Source organism: Spirillospora sp. NPDC029432 (genome assembly GCF_040703975.1).
Taxonomy (GTDB): domain Bacteria; phylum Actinomycetota; class Actinomycetes; order Streptosporangiales; family Streptosporangiaceae; genus Spirillospora.
In genome coordinates this window covers 1-20,556 of sequence record NZ_JBEZWH010000010.1, presented here as the reverse complement: position 1 = coordinate 20,556, position 20,556 = coordinate 1, and the positions used below count along the sequence as shown (strand labels likewise).

The window sequence follows — 20,556 nt, the reverse complement described above, 5'->3', positions numbered from 1 at the left end:
AGGAGGCCGGATGACCCCCAAGCGCGTCGACGAGGACGCCCGGCGGCAGCAGATCCTGAACGCGGCGATCCGGGTGTTCGCCCGCAAGGGCTTCGCCGCCTCGCGCGTCGAGGACGTCGCCGCCGAGGCCGGGATCGGCAAGGGCAGCGTCTACCTGGCGTTCGACAGCCGCGAGGCGATCCTGGACGCCGTCTTCGAGGAGCTGGCCGCCGCCGACGCGGAGATCGTCCGGATCGCCCGCACGCTCGACCGCCCGGCCGCCGAACGGCTCGAATGGCTCGTGCACGCCGTGATCGGCGCGGCCGCGGGCGACCCCGACCTGGCCCGCCTCTTCCTGGACCTGTGGACGGTCGGCCGGGGCGGCGAGCCCGGCCACCCCCTGAACATGTCCCGCGTCTACGAGCGGTACCGCGAGACGGTCACCGTCCTGCTGGAGGAGGCCGCCGCCGAGGGCGCGGTGCGCGCCGGGACCGGCGCCGCCGAGGCGGCCGTCATCGTCGGCGCCATCGAGGGCTGCCTGCTCCAGTGGGTCGTCGACCCCCGGGTGCCGCTCCGCGAGCTGGCCGGCTCGATCTTCGCCGTCTGCCTGGACGGCCTGCGCCCGCGGGAGGGCGCGTGACCGCCCTCCGTACGATCAACGGCCTCCTGGTGGCACCGGGGGCCGGTGCCGGCGAGCTGGCCGTGACCTACGGCACCGCGGCCGCCGGAACGGTCCTCGCCGCCGCCCTCGCCCTCGACGCCGGGTACGCCGCCCTCCCGGTCGCGGTCATCGCCGTCGTCGCGTTCGACATGTTCGGGGGAGCGGTCGCCAACGCCACGGGAGCGGCCAAGCGGCGCTTCCACGGGCCGGGCGAGTCCCCGTCCAGGCGGCTGGGGTTCGTGGCCGTCCACGTGCAGCCGTTCCTGGTCGCGCTCACGGTGCCCGGCTACGGCTGGGCCGCCGCCGCACTCCTGTACGCGCTGGCCGTCGCGGGCGCCCTCGCCGCCACGGCCGCCCCGGAGTCCCTGCGGCCTCCGGTGGCCTTCGGCGCCGCCGTCCTCGGCACGGCCGTCGCGCTGGCCGCGTTCCCCGTCCCCGCCGCGCTGCTCTGGCTGGCGCCGGCGATGCTGGTCAAGCTCCTCCTCGCGCACGTCCTTCCGGCCTAGGGCGGGAGCGCTGCTGGAGGAGGCGCAGGGCCTTCTCCTTCTCGAAGTCCAGGGCCCGGGTGGGCGGCGCGGAGAGCCGGCCGACGCGCTCGCCCAGCTCGCGCACGCGGGCCTGCACCTCGGGCTCGGCCAGCACCCGCAGCCCGAACGCCAGCTCGGCGGGGCCGATGTCGTACCGCTTCTCCAGGGCCAGCGCCAGGGCGACCGCGCGCAGCTCCGCGTCCCCGAACCGGCGGTGGCCGCCCGCGACGCGGCCGCGCGAACCAGGGTACGGCTCCCGGGTCGCGGGCAGCAGCCCGAGGCTCTCGCGGTAGCGGAGCATGCGGGGCGAGGTACCGAGCCGGCGGGCGGCCTCCGTGATGCGCATGGGGCCGATTCTGACAAATCCATGTCAGAAAGTCAGGTCCGGCCGTGCTCCGCACCCGGGGGCGGGCCTAGACTCGCGGGCGACCCCGGCACCGGAACCCGCCCCGGCGGCGGTCGCCGATCACAGTGGACGACGAGGAGTTACGCAAGCATGGACTACAAGGTCGCCGACCTGTCGCTGGCCGACTTCGGGCGCCGGGAGATCCGGCTCGCCGAGCACGAGATGCCCGGCCTCATGGCCGTACGCGCCGAGTACGCCGAGGCCAAGCCGCTGCGCGGGGCCAAGATCATGGGCTCGCTGCACATGACGATCCAGACCGCCGTGCTGATCGAGACGCTGGTCGAGCTCGGCGCCGACGTCCGCTGGGTGTCCTGCAACATCTTCTCCACCCAGGACCACGCCGCCGCGGCGATCGTCGTCGGCAAGGACGGCACCCCCGAGGACCCGAAGGGCGTCCCGGTGTTCGCCTGGAAGGGCGAGACGCTGGAGGAGTACTGGTGGTGCACCGACCAGGCCCTCGCGTGGCCGGACGGGTCGGGCCCGAACATGATCCTCGACGACGGCGGCGACGCCACCCTGCTGGTGCACAAGGGCGCCGAGTACGAGAAGGCGGGCGCCGTCCCGTCCGCCACGGCCGATGACCCCGAGGAGTGGGGCATCATCCTCGACACGCTGCGCCGCACCATCGCCGAGCGTCCCGGCCGCTGGACCGAGACCGCCGCCGGCATCAAGGGCGTCACCGAGGAGACCACCACCGGCGTCCACCGCCTGTACGAGATGGCCAAGGAGGGCACCCTCGCCTTCCCGGCGATCAACGTCAACGACTCGGTCACCAAGTCGAAGTTCGACAACAAGTACGGCTGCCGCCACTCGGTCATCGACGGCCTCAACCGCGCCACCGACGTGCTGATCGGCGGCAAGGTCGCCGTCGTCTGCGGCTACGGCGACGTCGGCAAGGGCTGCGCGGACGCGCTGCGCGGCCAGGGCGCCCGCGTCATCGTCACCGAGATCGACCCGATCTGCGCGCTGCAGGCCGCGATGGACGGCTTCCAGGTCACCACCCTGGAGGACGTCGTCGAGATCGCCGACATCTTCGTCACCACCACCGGCAACTTCAACATCATCCGCGCCGACCACATGGCCCGGATGAAGCACCAGGCGATCGTGTCCAACATCGGGCACTTCGACAACGAGATCGACATGGCCGGCCTGGCCAAGCTCGACGGCATCGAGCGGATCGAGATCAAGCCGCAGGTGCACGAGTGGCGCTTCGCCGACGGCCACTCGATCCTCGTGCTGGCCGAGGGCCGGCTGATGAACCTGGGCTGCGCCACCGGCCACCCCTCGTTCGTGATGTCCAACTCGTTCACCAACCAGGTGATCGCCCAGATCGAGCTCTTCACCAAGACCGAGGAGTACCCGATCGGCGTCTACGTGCTGCCGAAGCACCTGGACGAGAAGGTCGCCCGCCTCCACCTCGACGCCCTCGGCGTCAAGCTCACCGAGCTCACCAAGGAGCAGGCCGCCTACATCGGCGTCCACGTGGAGGGCCCCTACAAGCCCGACCACTACCGGTACTGACCGGGATCCGGTAAAGATCGAGCGAGCATGCCGCCGTACGGCCCGTCCCGGCTGTACGGCGGCTCTCGTCTGATTGAAGGTGGGAACTGGTGAGCGACATCGCGGACGTCTCCCTCGCGTACGAGGGGGTCAAGCGGATCGAGTGGGCCGACCGGACGATGCCCGTGCTGCGGCAGATCCGGGAGCGGTTCGCCGCCGAGCGCCCGCTGGACGGCCTCCGCGTCGCGGCCTGCATGCACGTCACCACCGAGACCGCCAACCTCATCCGGACGCTCCAGGCGGGCGGCGCGAGCGTGGCGCTGGCGGCGTCCAACCCGCTGTCGACGCAGGACGACACCGCCGCGGCGCTCGTCCAGGAGTACGGGGCCGAGGTGTTCGCCCGTTCCGGGACCGACCGGGAGGGCTACTACCGGCACATCCACCAGGCGCTGGAGACCGGGCCCGACCTCGTCCTGGACGACGGGTGCGACCTGGTCAACACGCTGCACATCGACCGGACCGACCTGCTCGGGACCGTCAAGGGCGGCTGCGAGGAGACGACCACGGGCGTCATCCGGCTGCACCAGATGGCCCGCGAGGGGGCGCTGAAGTTCCCGATGGTGGCGGTGAACGACACCGACACCAAGCACATGTTCGACAACCGGTACGGGACGGGCCAGTCCACGCTGGACGGCATCGTCCGGGCCACCAACACGCTGCTGGCCGGCAAGACGATCGTGATCGCGGGCTTCGGCTACTGCGGCCGCGGCCTCGCCGAACGGGCCCGCGGGCTCGGCGCCCGCGTGGTCGTCACCGAGATCGACCCGGTGAAGGCGCTGGACGCCGCGCTGCAGGGCTTCGCCGTCCAGCCGATGGCCGCGGCCGCGCCGCTCGGGGACGTGTTCATCACCGTGACCGGCAACCGCGACGTGATCACGGCCGAGCATCTCGCGGTGATGAAGGACGGCGCGATCCTCGCCAACTCCGGCCACTTCGACGTCGAGATCGACGTGCGCGCCCTGAGCGACCTCGCCGTGGACGTCCACGAGGGGGTCCGGCCGCAGGCCGACGAGTACGTGCTGGCCGACGGCCGGCGGCTGGTCCTGCTCGCCGAGGGGCGGCTCGTGAACCTCGCCGCCGCCGAGGGGCACCCCGCCGCCGTCATGGACATGTCCTTCGCCGACCAGGCGCTCACCCTGGCCTGGCTCGCCACCGCGTACGCGACGCTCGAACCCGCCGTCCACGAGGTCCCCAAGGAGATCGACACCGAGGTCGCGCGGCTCAAGCTCGCGTCCATGTCGATCGGGATCGACACCCTGACCGCCGAGCAGGAGGACTACCTGCACTCCTGGCGGCTGGGCTCCTGACCATGCCGCGCGGCACGTACCTGCATCTGGACGGCGGCCTGGAGGAGCGCTTCCAGTGCGCTCCCGGCGCGGGCGGGTGGCGCTACGTCGGCGAACGCTCCGACGGCGTCCGCACCGACCTCGTCGCCGACACCCGCTGGCGGCAGATCCGCGTCGAGCTGGCCGGGCCCGAGTGGCGGATCCGCGGCGGCGTCACCGGCCGCGACCTCGTCTGGGTGCGCGGCGACACCGAGCACCAGGCCCGCGCGGTGGGCTTCCTGGGGGAGTCCCCGGCGTTCCTGGTCGCCCTGTCACGGACGCTGGACCTGCGGCCGGGGGAGGGCGCGTCGGTACGCCTCGTCCAGGTCACGGGCCCGTCGCTGGCGACCCTCACCGTCGACCGCCGCTGGCGCCTGATCGGCGTCACCCCGTACGAGACCGAGACCGATCCGCTCCCCGTGGCGAGCTACGAGCTGACCGACCTGGCCACCGGCGAGGTCGCGCCCGTGCACGTGGCGGGCGACGTCGTCCTGGACGCCCCGGGAATCGAGCTCACCGACCTCGAATCCCCGCCCAACCTCTAGCGCTGCTGCGGCCAGCCGCCCGTCTGCCCCTGGGGCGGTTGCTGCTGAGGCCAGCCGCCCGTCTGTCCTTGGGGCTGCTGTGGCCAGGCGCCTGTCTGCCCGTGGGGCTGCTGTGGCCAGGCGCCTGTCTGCCCGTGGGGCTGCTGTGGCCAGGCGCCTGTCTGCCCGTGGGGCTGCTGCGGCCAGGCGCCTGTCTGCCCGTGGGGCTGCTGCGGCCAGGTGCCTGTCTGCCCTTGGGGCGGTTGCTGCTGGGGCCAGCCGCCGGTGGCCTGAGGGTGCTGCGGCGGGTGCTGGGGTGTGAGGACCTGCTGGTACGGGCCCGCGCCGTACTCGGTCGGCGGCAGGAAGCGCGGCTGGCCTGGCTGCGGGGCGCTGAACGGGGGCGGCGCGGGCGGGCCCTGGCGCATCGGCCCGGCCGCCGGCGGGGCGCCCGCCATGGCCATCACGGGGGCGGGCGCGGGCGCGACCGGCCAGGCGTGGCCCAGCTTGCGCATGCGGGCCGCCTGGCGGCGGTAGAGGCGCCACTCCTCGCGGCGGCGGCGTTCGGCCAGCACGGCCGAGATGAAGATCTCCGGGCGGACGCCCTCGGGCGGCGGCGGGCTCGCCACGGCGCGGATCTGGCCGGCGATCCGGGTGCCCAGCTGGTCGCGCACCTCCGGACGCAGCTCCCAGAAGCGCGACAGGTACTGCCGGGCGGTCATCGCCAGCTCGTCCGAGACCATCGAGACCTCGAGGTTGCGGGCCCAGCCGGCCAGCTGCGGCGGCATCACCGCGACGGGGCCGTGCAGCGCCGCGTGCGGCAGCCGCTCCTGGATGACGACCGTGCCCGCGAACACGTCGCCGAGCCGCTTGCCGCGCTTGTTGAACAGCGAGGTGAGCAGGGCGGGCGCGCCGTACAGGACGAAGAACTCCAGGAAGCCCGCGAGCGCCCGCACCAGCGCCTGCCGGAAGCGGATCGGGCCGCCGTCGTCGGCCACCACCCGGATCCCCACGGCGAGCTTGCCGAGCGTGCGGCCGCGCGTCAGCGTCTCGAACGCGCACGGGTATCCGACGATCACGCCCGCGACCGCCAGGATGCTCAGCCCGACGCCCCACGCCTCGTCGGCGACGACCGCGGTCATGCCCGCCACGTACAGCAGCAGGTTGAGGATCATCATCTGGAAGAACAGGTCCAGCAGGAGGGCGCAGCCCCGGCTGGCCAGGCGCGCGACCCGGATGTCGAGCGCGACGGCCTCGCCGGTGACGAGTTGCGTCAAGGTGCCTCCTCCGTTGGGGGTGCCGGGTCCATTTTGCCCGTACGAGCGGCCGAGGCGTTAGTCTCGCCGGGTGGACGTCGACGCCTTCGTGGCCGCGCACAACGCCGAGTGGCAGCGGCTGGAGCGGCTGATCAACTCAAGCCGCAAGCTGACCGGCCCGGAGATCGACGAGCTGGTCGAGCTCTACCAGCGCACGGCCACCCACCTGTCGGTCGTACGGTCGAGCTCGCCCGACCCGATGCTGGTCGGCCGGCTGTCCGCGCTGGTGGCGCGGGGGCGCGCGGCCGTCGCCGGCGCGCAGGCCCCGCTGTGGCGGGACGTGGGCCGGTTCGCCACCGTATCGTTCCCGGCGACCGCGTACCGGATGCGCTGGTGGTGGCTCGGCTGCGCGGTGCTCGGCAACCTGGTCGCGCTGGTCCTCGCCGTGTGGGTGGCGCAGAACCCGGAGGTGCAGGCGGCGGTCGCGACGCCGCACGAGATCAGGCGGCTGGTCGAGCACGACTTCGCCAACTACTACGTGGAGCATTCGGCGGCGTCCTTCGCGTTCCAGGTGTGGATCAACAACGCCTGGGTGTCGGCGACCGCGCTGATCTTCGGCATCCTGCTCGGCATCCCGACGATCTACGTGCTGCTCCTCAACCAGGTCAACCTGGGCCTCACGGCGGGCCTGATGTTCGCGCACGGCAAGGGCGACATCTTCTTCGGCCTGATCCTCCCGCACGGCCTGCTGGAGCTCACCGCCGTCTACCTGGCCTGCGCCGCCGGCCTCAAGCTGGGCTGGACGGTCATCGACCCGGGCCGCCGCCGGCGCGGCCAGGCGCTCGCCGAGGAGGGCCGCGCCGCCGTCGGCGTCGCGCTCGGCCTCATCGCCGTGCTGCTGGTGTCCGGCCTCATCGAGGGCTTCGTGACCGGCTGGGTGCACACCACCTGGCTCCGCATCGGCATCGGCGTCGTCGCCGAGGTCGCGTTCCTCGCGTACGTGATCGTCCTGGGCCGCCGCGCCGTCCGCAAGGGCGAGACCGGCGACGCCGAACTCCGCCCCGACCTGGCCCCCACCGCGGGCTAGGAGGCCGGGAACTACAGGGAACTACCGGGAACTACAGCCGGCCCGCCGCTTTGAGCGCGAGGTAGGCATCGGCGAGGGCGGGCGCGATCTCGTCCGGCGGGGCGTCCACGACCTCGACGCCGTGGCTGCGGAGCTCGGCGGTGAGGCGGCGGCGCTCGGCGCGGGCCCGCTCGGCGGCGGCCGCGTCGTAGACCGAGGCCAGGTCGCCCCGGCTGGTGGCCATCTCGCCGACGCGCGGGTCGCCGACCGCGGCGATCATGACGAGGTGCCGGGCGGTGAGCTGGGGGAGGAGCGGGATGAGGCCCTCCTCCAGCGCGGCCGTGTTGAGCTCGGTGAGCAGCACGACCAGGCAGCGCTGGCGGACGCGGGACATCAGCGTGGAGACCATGCCCGCGGCGTCGCTCTCGATCAGCTCGGGTTCGAGCGGCGCCATCGCCTGCACCATCGCGGGCAGCAGGTCGGTACGGGACGCGCCCTCGACGCGGGTGCGGACGCGGCGGTCGTACGCGAGCAGGTCGACCCGGTCGCCGGCCCGGGACGCGAGCGCGCCCAGCAGCAGGGCGGCGTCCATCGAGCAGTCGAGCCGCGGGATGTCGCCGACGCGGCCCGCCGAGGTGCGGCCGGTGTCGAGGACGAGGTAGAGGCGGCGGTCGCGCTCGGGACGCCAGGTGCGGACGACCACGTCGGCGCGGCGGGCGGTGGCCCGCCAGTCGATCGAGCGGACGTCGTCGCCGTCGACGTACTCGCGCAGCGAGTCGAACTCGGTGCCCTGGCCGCGGATCAGCGCCACGTGCTGGCCGGTCAGCTGGCGGAGCTTCGCGAGCTTGCCGGGCAGGTGGCGGCGGGCGGGGAAGGCCGGCAGGACGCGGAGCGTCCACGGCGCGGGCCGCGACAGCTGCCGGGCGGCAAGCCCGAGCGGCCCCACCGACCGGACGGTCACGGTCACCGCCTCGCGGTCGCCGCGCCGGGTGGGGACGAGCGCGGTGTCCACACGGCGGCGCTCCCCGGCCGGGACGTCCACCGTGTGGGTGCGGGCGGCCGCGCCCGCGCTCGGCTGCCAGGCGTCCCGGACGACGGCCTTGAGGCGCCGCCGGCCGAGGTTCTCGACGATCAGCGCGACCGTCGCCCGCTCGCCGAGCCGCACGTTGGTGTCGCCGGCGCGGTGGAAGCGCAGCGCCCGGACGTTGCCCGCCAGCGCCAGGTCGGCCACCACGCCCAGCAGCAGGACGCCCAGGATGCCGAGCAGGGTCCACCAGCTCGGGAAGAAGATCGGCAGCGGAGCCGCGAGCAGCGCCAGCAGGCCCAGGCGTCCGGTCAGCGCCATGGAGTGTTCCCTCCGGTCAGCGGGGCGCCGGGACGTGGGAGAGGATGCCCTCCAGCACGCCGTCGGTGGTGGCCCCTTCCAGCTCCGCCTCGGGGCGCAGCTGGACGCGGTGCCGCAGCGTCGGCCGGGCCAGCGCCTTGACGTCGTCGGGCGTCACGTAGTCGCGGCCCGACATCCACGCCCAGGCGCGCGACGTCGCCAGCAGCGCCGTGGCGCCACGCGGGGACACGCCGAGCGCGAGCGACGGGGACTGCCGGGTGGCGCGGCACAGGTCGACGACGTACGCGGCGACCTTGGGGTCGAGGTGGACGGTCCGTACCGCGGCGCGCCCGGCGGCGAGGTCGCTCGCGCCGGCGACCGGCTGGACAGCCGACAGGTCGCGCGGGTCGAAGCCGGTCGCGTGCCGCTGGAGCATCGCGATCTCCTCGTCCCTGGTGGGGACGGGCACGGTCAGCTTGAGCAGGAACCGGTCGAGCTGGGCCTCGGGCAGCGGGTACGTGCCCTCGTACTCGATCGGGTTCTGCGTCGCGCAGACCACGAACGGGTCGGGCAGCGCGCGCGGCATGCCCTCCACCGAGACCTGCCGCTCCTCCATCGCCTCCAGCAGCGAGGCCTGGGTCTTGGGCGGCGTCCGGTTGATCTCGTCCGCCAGCAGCAGGTTGGTGAAGACCGGGCCCTCGCGGAACTCGAACTCCGCGGTCCGGTTGTCGTAGATCAGCGAGCCGGTGACGTCGCCGGGCATCAGGTCGGGCGTGAACTGCACCCGCTTGAAGTCCAGGTCGAGCGCCGCCGCCAGCGTCCGGATCATGAGGGTCTTGGCGGTGCCGGGCACGCCTTCGAGCAGCACGTGGCCGCGGCACAGCAGCGAGATGACCAGGCCGGTCACCACCGAGTCCTGGCCGACGACGGTCTTGGCGACCTCGCCGCGCAGCGCGGTCAGCGCGGCCCGGGCCGCGTCGGACCCTTCGAGTGCGCCGCCGGGGCGGTCGTCGTCGGACGGCATCCCCTTGTCGAGCTCGACTGGGTGGTTCACGAGGCGCGTACCTGCCTTTCCAGGTCGTCGAGGAGGTCGGTGAGCCCGACGAGTTGCCCGTCGTCCCCCGGTTCAGGACCGTACAGGGCCGCGCCGGCCATCGCCTCGTCGTACGTGCTGCGCTGGGCGACGGCGGCGACGATCTCGCGCGCCGCGGCGGGGTCCTGGGCGGCGCTGCGGGGCAGCCCGAGCAGCGGGACGAGGCGCTCGCGCGTCCCGGTGCGCAGCGCCTCGGCGGCGCTGCCGCGGGCCCGGTGCGCCCGGTAGAGGCGGGCCCGGCCCTCCACGGTCTCGGCGGACCGGACGATGACCGGGAGCGCCTCGGCCACCACCGGCCCGAGCCGGCGGGCCCGCCACAGCGCGACGAGCACGACGGCGATGATCAGCTGGAGGATGAGGAGTTTGACCCCGAACGGCAGCAGGTCGCCGAGCGACTCCTCCTCGCTGCCGCTGCCCGGCGCGGGCATGTCGGGGATCAGCCAGACGGTCGCGGCGCGGGCGCCGGCCAGGTTCATGCCGAGCGCGGCGTTGCCCTCGTCGCGGAGCCTCTCGTTGGTGAGCGGCGCGGCGGAGCCGAGGACGGTGATCGTACGGCCGGCGGCCGGGACCTGGACGAGCCGGTGCAGGTCGTCCTCGGACCGGTAGCAGCCGATGCCGCCGCTCGCGCCGCCGGTGAGCTGGTACGTGTCGGACTGCCCGAACTCCACCCGCCCGGCGATCTCGGCGCCGCGCACGGCGCAGCCGGGCTCGGACACCGGCTCGTAGCTGCTGCTCGCGCGCTCGACCCCGGGGGCCAGCCCGGCGAGCACGTCCCGGGACGGCTCCACCAGCAGCAGGTCGCCGCGGGCGCCGCGGAGCAGGGCGATGTCGCGGTCGGTGAGCCGCTCCGGCCGGGTGATCACCAGCACCGTGCCGGGGCCGGCCCGCCCGGCCGCGTCGTCGGCGCGGCGGGACACCTGGACGGGGTTGCCGCGCTGCTTGAGGATCTCGGCGAGCGCGCGGGTGCCGCCGGGGCGGGCCGACTCGGGGTCGAGGTCCTGGCCGGAGCCGGACGGGCGCAGCGCGGCGATCCCGAGCGCGATCACGATCAGGGCCAGCACGGCGAACAGCACGCCCCGCGAGGACCGCCAGCGGCGCGCGGCCACCTGGCCCGCGGTGGGGACGTCGCCGCCCGCTCCCGGTCCGGGCGGTGCGGCGGGGGCGGTGGAGGGCCGGTCGCTCATCACCATCGCGGGCCCCCTTCGTCGGCGGCCGTCCCGGCGAGGGCGGCCTCGCCGTCCCCGGCGTCCCCGGCGTCGTCGCTCAGGGGGCGCGGTCGCGCGGCCCGTACGCGCTCGTCGAGGGCTTTCATCTGCGCGTACGACTCCGCGCTGCCGGGCCGGTCGCCGTACCAGACGTCGTCGAAGATCCGTACGCCGTCGCGCAGCCCGCCGGCCAGCTCGGGCAGCGCCGCGCCGGCCTCGGCGGCCAGCTCGTCGGCGGTGCGGCCCGGCTGGGGTTCGAGCACGGCCCGTTCCTCCAGGTCGCGGGCTATGGCGCGGAGCCGCTCGCGGATGGCCTTGGGCCAGTCGCCGGCCGCGGCGTACTCCTCGGCGGAGGCCCGGTGGTCGCGCGCCGTCGTCGGCTTCTCTTCCAGGAGCGCCTCGCGCCGGGACCGGACGTTGCCGCGGCCCCACATCAGCCAGGCGACCACGCCGATGGCGGCGGCGACCAGGAGCAGGATGACGACCAGCGAGATCCAGCCGCCGTCGTTCCCGTGCGCGGTCGGGTCGACGCTGCGGTTGAGCAGCTCGCGGAGCCATTCGCCGACGCGGTCCAGGACGCGTTCCAGCCAGGACGGCTGGTCGCGCTGGTAGATCGGCTTCTCCAGCTCGCGGCGGGCCAGCTCCTGGGCCTCCTCGCGGCCGATCGGTTCGGGCAGCTTCACGGCATCGCCCCGGTCTCGTACGGCAGTGGTCCGGCCTGGGGCCGCGGCGGGGGCGGCTCCCAGGACTCGAAGAACTCGTCGTCGGGGTCGCGGCGGTCCTCGCCCTCGGGCGCGGAGCCGTCGCCCGCCACCGGAGCCTTGCGTGCCGCGGCGCGCTCGACGGCGCGGGTGCGCAGCTCCAGGTCGAGGCCCTCGCGGCGCATCCGGCGGTCCAGGTAGAGCAGCGCGATCACGCCCGCGTCGAACGGCAGCACCACCGTCCAGCTCACGATCCGGCCCACGGTGTCGACGGCCAGCGCGTACATGGCCTCGTTCCCCTGGCCGTCCGCGCTCCCGCCGCCGCCGAAGAAGATCAGCTCCACCAGCAGGAACGGGATCCGCAGCGCGAAGAACCCCATGAACACCGTGACCAGAATGGCCAGCAGGCAGGTCCCGAACGTGCGCCACCAGCGGCCGCGGGAGAGCGCGTACGCGCGCTTGAGCGCGCCGCCGACGCTCTGCCGCTCCAGGACCACGGCGGGCGCGGCCAGCACGAGCAGCACGTACAGCCACACCATCAGGACGGCGCCGACCGGGAAGCCGATCACGGCCGACAGCACGCCCGCGCCGGCCGGCGCGTCGACCGCGACGAACGCGGCGAACGGCAGGATCGGGACCGCCAGCCCGAGCAGCGGGACGAGGGTGACCACCAGCGCGGTGCCGATCAGCCGCCACAGCCGGGGCCGGGTGTCGCGCCAGGCGCGCCGCAGCGGCACCGGCTGCCCGTACAGCCCGCGGCCGATCACCGGCGCGAGCATCCCGGCCAGCAGCACGATCGCGAACGCCGACAGCACCAGGCCGAACGCGCCGAGCGTGAACTGGGTGCCGACCGAGCGGACCACCCAGCTCGGCGTGACCTCGTCGCGCGCCGTCCGGCCGACGAAGTAGTACGCGGCCACCGACCCGGCGACCTGCACGACCGTGGTCACCAGCAGGGAGGTGCCGAGGACGGCGCGCGGGTAGAGCCGGACGCAGGCGATCGCGCCGTCCAGGATCTCCGCGATCGACAGCGGCCGGAACGGGATCTCGCCCGCGAGGGCCGTGTCCGTGCCGTCCGGTGTCGCCATGTCCGCTCCCCGTGCGATTACTCGTCGGGTCATCCTGTCACGGGCGGACCGTCGCGTTCGCCCGTCCCGCCGCACGCCCGGCGATCTTTCCGTGACCGTACGGGTCACGGACCAGGCAAACGCGGGTAACCTGGCACGCTGAGGTGGGTATCCCCCGCGCGCCGTTCCCACCACACCCCGACAGACCCCGTCAGACCCCATGATTTCCCCCCACCATCCCCGACTTTTGTGACGATGAGGGCCATGAGAGGACGCGTACTGGTCGTCGACGACGATCTCGCTCTCGCCGAGATGCTCGGCATCGTGCTGAGGGGCGAGGGTTTCGAGCCGTCGTTCGTCCATGACGGCGACAAGGCGCTCGAGGCGTTCCGGGAGACCCGGCCCGACCTCGTGCTGCTCGACCTGATGCTCCCCGGCGCCGACGGCATCGACGTGTGCCGCCAGATCCGCGCCGAGTCCGGCATCCCGATCGTGATGCTCACCGCCAAGAGCGACACCGTGGACGTGGTGCTCGGCCTGGAGTCGGGCGCCGACGACTACATCGTCAAGCCGTTCAAGCCGAAGGAGCTGGTGGCCCGGGTGCGCGCCCGGCTGCGCCGCACCGACGAGCCGGCGCCCGAGACGCTGCAGATCGGCGACATCACCATCGACGTGGCCGGCCACTCGGTCAAGCGCGGCGACCGGCACATCCCGCTCACCCCGCTGGAGTTCGACCTCCTGGTCGCGCTGGCCCGCAAGCCGCGCCAGGTGTTCACCCGCGAGGTGCTGCTGGAGCAGGTCTGGGGCTACCGGCACGCCGCCGACACCCGGCTGGTGAACGTGCACGTGCAGCGGCTCCGCGCCAAGATCGAGAAGGATCCGGAACGGCCCGAGATCGTCGTGACGGTCCGCGGCGTCGGCTACAAGGCCGGACCCGCCTGACCGGGCGCCCGTACCCCGCGATGAACAGGGTCAGGCGCCTCGCCCGCCGCGGGCTCGGCAGGACGCGCCGAGTGCTCCGCGGCGCGATCGGCCGTGCCTACACGCGGTGGCGCCGCTCCATCCAGGTACGGGTCGTCACCTCGACGCTGTTCATCTCCGCGATCGTGGTGGCGATCCTCGGCCTGTTCCTGATGCAGCAGATCACCACCGCGCTGATGGACGGCAAGGTCAAGGCCGCCCGCCTCCAGCTCGACGAGGGGCTCAGCGCCGTCCAGCGCGACCTCGGCAACCCGTCCGAGGACGCCGGCGGCCGGCTGGAGACCGTCGTCAACTCGCTGAAGGCGCGCAGCGGGCCGTCCGGCCTGTACGAGGTCTACATCCGGGACGTGCGGCAGCCGTACTTCGACGGGTTCGCCACCAACGAGCTGCGCGAGGACAGCGTCCCGCAGCGGCTCCGCGAGGAGCTGGCCAAGGGGCCCTCGGGGACGCGCGCGTCCACGTACGGCACGCTGTCCTACATCGGGCAGCCCGACGAGCCCGGCCTGATCGTCGGCGGCAAGACCGGCCAGTTCGAGCTGTACTACCTGTTCCCGCTGACCGAGGAGCAGGCGACGCTCACGTTCGTCGGCCGCTCGCTCTTCGGCGTCGGCGCCGTGCTGCTGGTGCTGCTCGCCGCGATCGCGTCGCTGGTCACCCGGCAGGTCGTGATCCCGGTACGGCTCGCCGCGCAGGGCGCCCAGCGGCTCGCCGCCGGGCGGCTCGAAGAGCGCATGCGGGTGCGCGGCGAGGACGACCTGGCCCGGCTGGCGCGCTCGTTCAACGACATGGCCGCCAACCTCCAGGAGAAGATCGGCGAGCTGGAGGACCTGTCGCAGGTGCAGCGGCAGTTCGTCTCGGACGTCTCGCACGAGCTGCGCACGCCGCTGACCACCATCCGGATCGCGGCCGACATGCTGTACGAGTCCCGCGAGAGCTTCTCCGACCCGGCCGTCGGCCGCTCCGCCGAGCTGCTGCAGAGCCAGCTCGAACGGTTCGAGTCGCTGCTGGCCGACCTGCTGGAGATCAGCCGGCACGACGCCGGCGCCGCCACCCTGGACGCCGAGTCGCTCGACATGCGCGACCTGGTGCTGCGCGCCGTCGGCGACATCCAGGGCCTCGCCGAGCGCAAGGGCAGCAAGGTCGTCTTCCAGCTTCCCGGCGAGCCGTGCATGGCCGAGGTCGACCGCCGCCGCGTCGAGCGGATCATGCGGAACCTGCTGGTCAACGCGGTCGAGCACGGCGAGGGCGAGGACATCGTCGTGTCCGTCGCCGCCGACCGCGACGCCGTCGCCGTGGCCGTCCGCGACCACGGCGTCGGCCTCAAGGCGGGCGAGGGCCAGATGGTCTTCGACCGCTTCTGGCGGGCCGACCCCGCCCGCGCCCGCACCACCGGCGGCACCGGGCTCGGCCTGTCGATCTCCCGCGAGGACGCCCAGCTGCACGGCGGCTGGCTCCAGGCGTGGGGCGAGCCCGGCGCGGGCTCGCAGTTCCGGCTGTCGCTGCCGCGGGTCGCCGGGGCCGAGCTGCGAGGCTCCCCGCTGCCCCTGGTGCCCCCCGGCGCCGGCGGCCCGCGGCCCCTGTACGCGGAACTGGAGGTGGGGGATTGAGGCGGAGCGTCGTCGGCCTCGCCGCGATAGCGGCGCTGCTGCTGAGCGGCTGCGCGGGCGTGCCCAGCGGCGGCCGGGTGATCACCGGCAAGGCCGCGGAGGGCGCCGACCAGGTCGACGACCCGTACGTCCGGCTCGTTCCGGTACGGCCGCGCCCCGAATGGGGACCGCAGCAGATCGTCGCCGGCTACCTCACCGCCTCCGCCGGCTTCGACGACGACCACGCCGTCGCCCGCGCGTACCTCTCCTCGCCGTCCCTCTGGCGCCCCGGCGCGCGGCCCGCCGTGACCGTCTTCCAGGAGCGCGAGGAGCCCGAGCTCGTCAAGCAGAACGGCTCCGCCGCCACCGTCCGCGTGCGGGGCCAGCAGCTCGGCACCATCGACCAGGGCGGCCAGTACATCGCCGCCCCCAAGAACGTCGAGGTCCTCTTCCAGGTCGGCAAGACCGCGCACGGCGTCTGGCGCGTCACCGGCCTGCCCCCCGAGGCGCAGAGCGGCCTGCTGCTGACCAAGGGCGACGTGGACCGCGCGTTCCGGACGGTCAACCTGTTCTTCTTCGCGCCCGACCGGCACACCCTCGTACCGAACGGGATCTTCTTGCCCCTCGTGAACCGGCAGGACCTGCCCGCCCACCTCGTCCGGGCCCTGCTGGACGGCCCCACGGCCTGGCTCGACCCGGCGGTGGAGAGCACGTTCCCCGAGGGCACCCGCCTGCGCGGCGTCACGGTCGCCAAGGACGTCGCCACCGTCGACCTCAGCAAGGAGGCCCGCGGCGGCAACCTGGAGCGGATGTCCGCCCAGATCGGCTGGACGCTGCGCCAGCTGTCGGAGATCAAGCACTGGCGGCTGCAGATCGAGGGGGAGACGGCGGCGCCCGACGGTGTGTCGTCCACCCAGCCGATGCGGGCCTGGCAGGCCAACGCCCCCGACGGCGAGGCCAACAACAAGAACGCGTACGTCATCGGCGCCGCCGGCCACCTCAGCCAGCTCCTCCAGGACCAGCCGCAGCCCGTCGCGACCGGCAACCCAGGCCGCCTCTCCCGGCCCGCCGTCGCCCCCGACTACGTGGAGGTCGCCGGGCTCAGCGCCGAGGGCGACCAGCTCCTGGTGGGCGACCTGATCGCGGGGGCGGTCAACATCCGCGCCGTCCTGTCGTCCTCCCGCAAGGGCTCCCGCTTCACCGCGCCCACCTGGGACCGCGACGGCCGCCTCTGGACGGTCGAGTCCACCGGCGACAAGTCCTGGCTGTGGGTCCGCGAGCGCCGCGGCCGCGCGCCCGTCCGCGTCGCGCACTGGGGCCTCGGCGGCCGCCAGGTCAAGGCGTTCCGCGTCTCCCGCGACGGCGTCCGCGCCGCCGCGATCGTCAACATGGACGGCCGCGACCAGGTCCAGATCGGCCGGATCGTCCGGCGCACCGGGACCGACGTGGGCTCGTTCCTGCCGGTCAGCTCCGAGCTGGGCGGCGCCGTCGACCTGGTCTGGCGCGACTACGGCACCCTCGCCGTCCTGGGCCGCAAGAACTTCGACTCGCAGACCCTCGCGTACCTGGTCCCCGTCAGCGGCGGCGCCATCAGCTCCCTCGGCGTCGGCTCGCTGGGCGCGCCCCAGTCGATCGCCGCCGCCCCCGGCGAGCCCGTGCTGATCGGCACGAAGTCGGCCCACAAGACGCAGGTCTGCCGCCAGCGGACCCCGCGCGACCGCTTCAGCGAGTGGGTCTGCAACATCCCCGCCTCGGACCCGACGTACCCCGGCTGAGGTTTTCCACAATCCCGCGACCCCCTGCCCTCCGGCGCCGCGCCCCGCGACCGTGGAGTGCATGGGACTCGCGACCGACTTCCTCGACCTCCTCCTCCCGCAGACCTGCGCAGGCTGCGCCCGCCCCCGGGCCCTCCTCTGCGATACCTGCGCTTCCTGCCTGACCGCCGTACCCCGTCCCGCCTGGCCGTCACCCGTTCCCAAGGGACTCCCGCGCCCCTGGACGGCCTGCGCGTACGAGGGCCCCGTCCGCTCGATCATCGCCGCCCACAAGGAGCACGGCCGCACCTCCCTGGCCGCCCCCTTGGGCGAGGCCCTGGCCCGCGCAGCCCGAACCGCCCTCTCGCACACCCCCACCCCCGCCACCGGCCCCGACGTCCGCACGGTTCACAGGGTTCACACCGTCCCCGCAACCGGCCTCCACAGCACGCGCGCCACCGGCGGCCGCGTCCCGCCGGGCACCGATGGTCACGTCGCGCCGGGCGCCGGGCTGCGCGGGCCGCCGGGCGCGGGAGTGCTGCTCGTGCCGGTGCCTTCGGGGCGGGGGGCCGTGCGGCGGCGGGGGCACGATCCGACGCGGCGGATGGCCGAGGCGGCCGCCGCGCGGTTGCGGACGGCCGGGACGGCCGTGAGCGTCCTCCAGGCGCTCCGGCAGCGCCGGAGGGTCTTGGACCAGGCCGGGCTCCCGGTCGGCCGCCGAGCGGCGAATCTGGCGGGCGCCCTGGAGGTGGTGCCGTCCGCCGCGGTGGCGGGCCGCACGGTCGTCCTGGTGGACGACGTGATCACCACGGGCGCGACGCTCGCCGAGGCGGCCCGGGCCCTCCGCGAGGCGGGCGCCGCCGTGGTGGCCGCCGCGACGGTGGCGGCGACCCCGCGCCGCCGCCCCGCCCGCTGACGCGCGTTCCGCGCGGCGGCCGTGCGGCGCTCGCCGGTCGTGCGGTGCCCGCCGGTCGTGCGGTGCCCGCCGGTCGCGCGGTGCCCGCCGGTCGCGCGGCGCTCGTCGGCCGTGCGGCACTCGCTGGTCGCGGAGGCGTCCGCGAGGGGAGCCGGGGCGGAAACGGTGAGTTTCTTCACGTTGCTCTGAGTGGGCGGAGGTTAGTTACTGAATGTGATGGCAGGCGCCCGGCCTGGTGATGTTCATGGCTTACATGGTGATTTGGACGGTCACGTGTGGTGAGAGTCGCGGTACAGGTTTCCCAAACTCGCTACCAGCCGGTACGCGGTGCGCGCGGATGGCGGGGCGGGGCCCGGAAAGGCTTGCGGGACGGGGATTCCGGCGGCTCGGGGGCGGTGGAGGAGGCCCGCGGAGGGCGGCGGAGGGTGCTTCCCGATGACGGTCAGTGAGTATTTCCTCTTGTTACCCCCCTGACATTCGTGCCGGAAGCGGTTAGCGTTCCTGACATGGCACCCGCCCGGGTCCGTGGTTGCGTCGGATCGCTGTGCTCGTCAGGAGCGCGTCAGCCGGTCCGGCTAGCCGATGCCAGGCGCAGGCGAAACGGCCCACGTAAGGCGACTTCTCGTCGACCGATCACGGTGCGCCTTAGAGGTAAGTCCTGCCCCGTCGGGGGATCCGACATCCCCCGAACCGGGAGAAGGGCAGTAGTGGCGAGAGCGCCGCGAGCCCCTCAGCAGGCGGATGTGGGGACGAAGACCAGGTCGGCCGGGCGGGTGCGACCCCAGCGGGTCGTGGCGTCCGCTCTCCGAAGCACGGAAGCGGGAGCGGGCGAGGATCGCAATCGGGAGAAGGGGGGTCCCGCGTGGACATCATCGTGAGGGGCCGTCACACCGACGTCAACGACAGGTTCCGGCGGCACGTCGACACCAAGCTGGCAAAGATCGAACGACTCGACAGCAAGGTCAGGCGGGTCGACGTGGAGGTGTCGCAGGAACGCAACCCGCGGCAGGCCGACCAGCGGGAACGGGTCGAGCTGACCATCCGCTCGCGCGGCCCGGTGATCCGCGCAGAGGCGGCCGCCGACGACCGGTACGGCGCCCTCGACCTGGCGCTCGACAAGCTCGAATCCCGGCTGCGCCGCGGCAGCGACCGCCGGAAGGTCCACCACGGCAGCCGCGGCCAGGCGAAGCTGGCCACCATGGAGCCGCTGCCCGAGGCGGCGCCCGACCTCCTGCCGGTGTCCCCGCCGCCCGCCAAGGCGGCGCCGACGGCGGTGCGGGAGGACGAGGACGTGTACGAGGCCGTCGACTCGGCCATGGACGAGCACCTCGTCCCGATTCCCATGGAGGGCGACTGCCCCATCGTCGTCCGCGAGAAGTTCCACAAGGCCGAGCCGATGGGCATCGAGCAGGCCCTGTTCGAGATGGAACTGGTCGGTCACGACTTCTTCCTCTTCCGGGACAAGGCCACGGGCCACCCTTCCGTCGTATACAGGAGGAGAGGCTGGGACTACGGCGTCATCCGACTTGTCGAAGAGTGATGCCGCACCTGCGTCACGTCACCGGCCCGGCCGTGCCATGATCTAGAAAGGCGTTACCCAGCACGGCTTCGCAAGACCCGAGATCACGAATAGTGAAGGGGGGAAGCGGCGTCTCCTCCACGCCGCGCCTCAGGTGAGCGAGAATCCCCAGGCTCGCGGCGCCGCGCCGGTGCCCCGCCAGGCCGCCGGCGACACCCCGGCCGGTGCGGGCCCCGGCGATCCCATCCGCGTGCTCATCGTCGACGACCACGCACTGTTCCGCCGCGGCCTGGAGATGGTCCTGCAGGGTGAGGACGACATCGAGGTCATAGGTGAGGGCGGGGACGGCCACGAGGCCGTCGAGATGGCCGGCGACCTGCTGCCCGATGTCGTCCTCATGGACATCCGGATGCCGCGCCGCAGCGGCATCGAGGCGTGCACGGCGATCAAGGACGCGGCGCCCAGCGCCAAGATCGTGATGCTGACGATCAGCGACGAGGAGGAGGACCTCTTCGAGGCGATCAAGGCGGGCGCCAGCGGCTACCTGCTCAAGGAGATCTCCATCGACGAGGTCCCGCAGGCGGTGCGCGCCGTGCACGGCGGCCAGTCGCTGATCAGCCCGTCGATGGCGTCCAAGCTCATCACCGAGTTCGCCGCGCTCGCCAAGAAGAGCGAGGAGCGCACCCAGCAGGTCCCCGCGCCCCGGCTCACCGAGCGCGAGATGGAGGTGCTGCGGCTGGTCGCCCGGGGACTGGGCAACCGGGAGATCGCCCGCGAGCTGTTCATCTCGGAGAACACGGTGAAGAACCACGTCCGCAACATCCTGGAGAAGCTCCAGCTGCACTCCCGGATGGAGGCCGTGGTCTACGCCGTGCGGGAGAAGCTTCTCGAGATCACCTGACGATCTTCATCCGGACGGCCGCGCCCGGACGAAGGCCAAGGGGAGGACCGGCCGGGAAGGGAACGCGATGACTGCGGCGCACGGGGACGTGCCGTCCCTGCTGGGAGCCTGGGCGGCCGGCGCCTGCCCGCCCGACGAGGCCGCGCGGGTGGCCGGCCACCTCGCGGAATGCCCGTCCTGCATGGCCGAGAGCCGCGCCCTGGCC

General features: G+C 73.6%; 20 protein-coding genes. 13 read left to right on the top strand and 7 right to left on the bottom strand.

Going from position 1 to position 20,556, the window contains the following annotated elements; translation table 11 throughout:
* Positions 1 to 10: 10 nt before the first annotated feature.
* Together AB0881_RS10325 and AB0881_RS10320 are read left to right on the top strand one after the other, a co-directional pair.
* Entirely contained in the window at positions 11 to 619 is a 609-nt protein-coding gene (locus tag AB0881_RS10325) for a TetR/AcrR family transcriptional regulator (RefSeq protein ID WP_366615932.1), read from the top strand.
* The gene (locus tag AB0881_RS10320) at positions 616 to 1,146 is read left to right on the top strand and encodes a hypothetical protein (protein ID WP_366615931.1); all 531 of its coding nucleotides are present in this window, start codon (positions 616 to 618) and stop codon (positions 1,144 to 1,146) included. The genes AB0881_RS10325 and AB0881_RS10320 overlap by 4 nt, the downstream gene beginning before the upstream one ends.
* Here AB0881_RS10320 and AB0881_RS10315 read toward each other — a convergent pair.
* Positions 1,112 to 1,513: a MerR family DNA-binding transcriptional regulator gene (locus AB0881_RS10315; protein ID WP_366615930.1), complete on the bottom strand. Its 402-nt coding sequence runs from the start codon at positions 1,511 to 1,513 to the stop codon at positions 1,112 to 1,114. The two genes, AB0881_RS10320 and AB0881_RS10315, sit on opposite strands and share 35 nt — an antisense overlap.
* A 150-nt stretch (positions 1,514 to 1,663) precedes the next feature.
* On the opposite strand from AB0881_RS10315, the gene ahcY (AB0881_RS10310) reads away from it, so the two are divergent.
* The 3 genes from ahcY (AB0881_RS10310) to AB0881_RS10300 all read left to right on the top strand — a co-directional run bounded on the left by ahcY (AB0881_RS10310) (position 1,664) and on the right by AB0881_RS10300 (position 5,003).
* The gene (ahcY, locus tag AB0881_RS10310; protein WP_366615929.1) at positions 1,664 to 3,094 is read left to right on the top strand and encodes an adenosylhomocysteinase; all 1,431 of its coding nucleotides are present in this window, start codon (positions 1,664 to 1,666) and stop codon (positions 3,092 to 3,094) included.
* 89 nt (positions 3,095 to 3,183) lie between these two features.
* Positions 3,184 to 4,440 carry an adenosylhomocysteinase gene (gene ahcY, locus AB0881_RS10305; RefSeq protein ID WP_366615928.1) on the top strand — a complete coding sequence of 419 codons (1,257 nt, stop codon included), beginning with the start codon at positions 3,184 to 3,186 and terminating at the stop codon, positions 4,438 to 4,440.
* A 2-nt stretch (positions 4,441 to 4,442) separates the two neighbouring features.
* Positions 4,443 to 5,003 carry a hypothetical protein gene (locus tag AB0881_RS10300; RefSeq protein WP_366615927.1) on the top strand — a complete coding sequence of 187 codons (561 nt, stop codon included), beginning with the start codon at positions 4,443 to 4,445 and terminating at the stop codon, positions 5,001 to 5,003.
* On the opposite strand, the gene AB0881_RS10295 is transcribed toward AB0881_RS10300, so the two are convergent.
* Entirely contained in the window at positions 5,000 to 6,259 is a 1,260-nt protein-coding gene (locus tag AB0881_RS10295) for an RDD family protein (RefSeq protein ID WP_366615925.1), read from the bottom strand. The two genes, AB0881_RS10300 and AB0881_RS10295, sit on opposite strands and share 4 nt — an antisense overlap.
* Before the next feature lie 70 nt (positions 6,260 to 6,329).
* Between AB0881_RS10295 and AB0881_RS10290 the strand changes: the two genes are divergently transcribed.
* A complete protein-coding gene (locus AB0881_RS10290) occupies positions 6,330 to 7,325 on the top strand; it encodes a stage II sporulation protein M (protein ID WP_366615923.1) in 996 nt (331 codons plus the stop codon).
* 31 nt (positions 7,326 to 7,356) lie between these two features.
* Here AB0881_RS10290 and AB0881_RS10285 read toward each other — a convergent pair whose 3' ends face one another.
* From AB0881_RS10285 to AB0881_RS10265, 5 genes are read right to left on the bottom strand one after another with little or no spacing between them, the layout of a single operon-like run.
* Positions 7,357 to 8,649 carry a DUF58 domain-containing protein gene (locus tag AB0881_RS10285; RefSeq protein ID WP_366615922.1) on the bottom strand — a complete coding sequence of 431 codons (1,293 nt, stop codon included), beginning with the start codon at positions 8,647 to 8,649 and terminating at the stop codon, positions 7,357 to 7,359.
* Positions 8,650 to 8,665: 16 nt separating this feature from the next.
* Positions 8,666 to 9,652 carry a MoxR family ATPase gene (locus AB0881_RS10280; protein WP_366616199.1) on the bottom strand — a complete coding sequence of 329 codons (987 nt, stop codon included), beginning with the start codon at positions 9,650 to 9,652 and terminating at the stop codon, positions 8,666 to 8,668.
* A 26-nt stretch (positions 9,653 to 9,678) separates the two neighbouring features.
* Entirely contained in the window at positions 9,679 to 10,911 is a 1,233-nt protein-coding gene (locus AB0881_RS10275; RefSeq protein WP_366615921.1) for a DUF4350 domain-containing protein, read from the bottom strand.
* Positions 10,905 to 11,609 (bottom strand): DUF4129 domain-containing protein, encoded by a 705-nt coding sequence (locus AB0881_RS10270; RefSeq protein WP_366615919.1) that lies wholly within the window; start codon positions 11,607 to 11,609, stop codon positions 10,905 to 10,907. Before AB0881_RS10270 ends, AB0881_RS10275 begins: the two co-directional genes overlap by 7 nt.
* Positions 11,606 to 12,715 carry a hypothetical protein gene (locus tag AB0881_RS10265; RefSeq protein ID WP_366615917.1) on the bottom strand — a complete coding sequence of 370 codons (1,110 nt, stop codon included), beginning with the start codon at positions 12,713 to 12,715 and terminating at the stop codon, positions 11,606 to 11,608. The genes AB0881_RS10270 and AB0881_RS10265 overlap by 4 nt, the downstream gene beginning before the upstream one ends.
* Positions 12,716 to 12,958: 243 nt before the next feature.
* Here AB0881_RS10265 and mtrA point away from each other — a divergent pair, with 243 nt between their 5' ends.
* The 7 genes from mtrA to AB0881_RS10230 form a co-directional block, all read left to right on the top strand.
* The gene (gene mtrA, locus AB0881_RS10260; protein ID WP_030165828.1) at positions 12,959 to 13,636 is read left to right on the top strand and encodes an MtrAB system response regulator MtrA; all 678 of its coding nucleotides are present in this window, start codon (positions 12,959 to 12,961) and stop codon (positions 13,634 to 13,636) included.
* Positions 13,637 to 13,656: 20 nt separating this feature from the next.
* Positions 13,657 to 15,282: an MtrAB system histidine kinase MtrB gene (gene mtrB / locus AB0881_RS10255; RefSeq protein WP_366615915.1), complete on the top strand. Its 1,626-nt coding sequence runs from the start codon at positions 13,657 to 13,659 to the stop codon at positions 15,280 to 15,282.
* Complete coding sequence (locus tag AB0881_RS10250; protein WP_366615914.1) at positions 15,279 to 17,036, top strand: LpqB family beta-propeller domain-containing protein; 1,758 nt, start codon at positions 15,279 to 15,281, stop codon at positions 17,034 to 17,036. Before mtrB ends, AB0881_RS10250 begins: the two co-directional genes overlap by 4 nt.
* Before the next feature lie 61 nt (positions 17,037 to 17,097).
* On the top strand, positions 17,098 to 17,931 hold the full coding sequence (locus AB0881_RS10245; protein ID WP_366615912.1) for a phosphoribosyltransferase family protein: 834 nt from the start codon (positions 17,098 to 17,100) through the stop codon (positions 17,929 to 17,931).
* A gap of 862 nt (positions 17,932 to 18,793) precedes the next feature.
* On the top strand, positions 18,794 to 19,471 hold the full coding sequence (raiA, locus tag AB0881_RS10240) for a ribosome-associated translation inhibitor RaiA (RefSeq protein WP_366615910.1): 678 nt from the start codon (positions 18,794 to 18,796) through the stop codon (positions 19,469 to 19,471).
* Positions 19,472 to 19,640: 169 nt separating this feature from the next.
* Positions 19,641 to 20,351, top strand: coding sequence for a response regulator transcription factor (locus AB0881_RS10235; RefSeq protein WP_366616198.1), 711 nt, complete (start codon positions 19,641 to 19,643; stop codon positions 20,349 to 20,351).
* Between the two features lie 67 nt (positions 20,352 to 20,418).
* Positions 20,419 to 20,556, top strand: a 138-nt coding sequence (locus AB0881_RS10230) for a zf-HC2 domain-containing protein (protein WP_366616196.1), incomplete at its 3' end; no start/stop codon positions are given.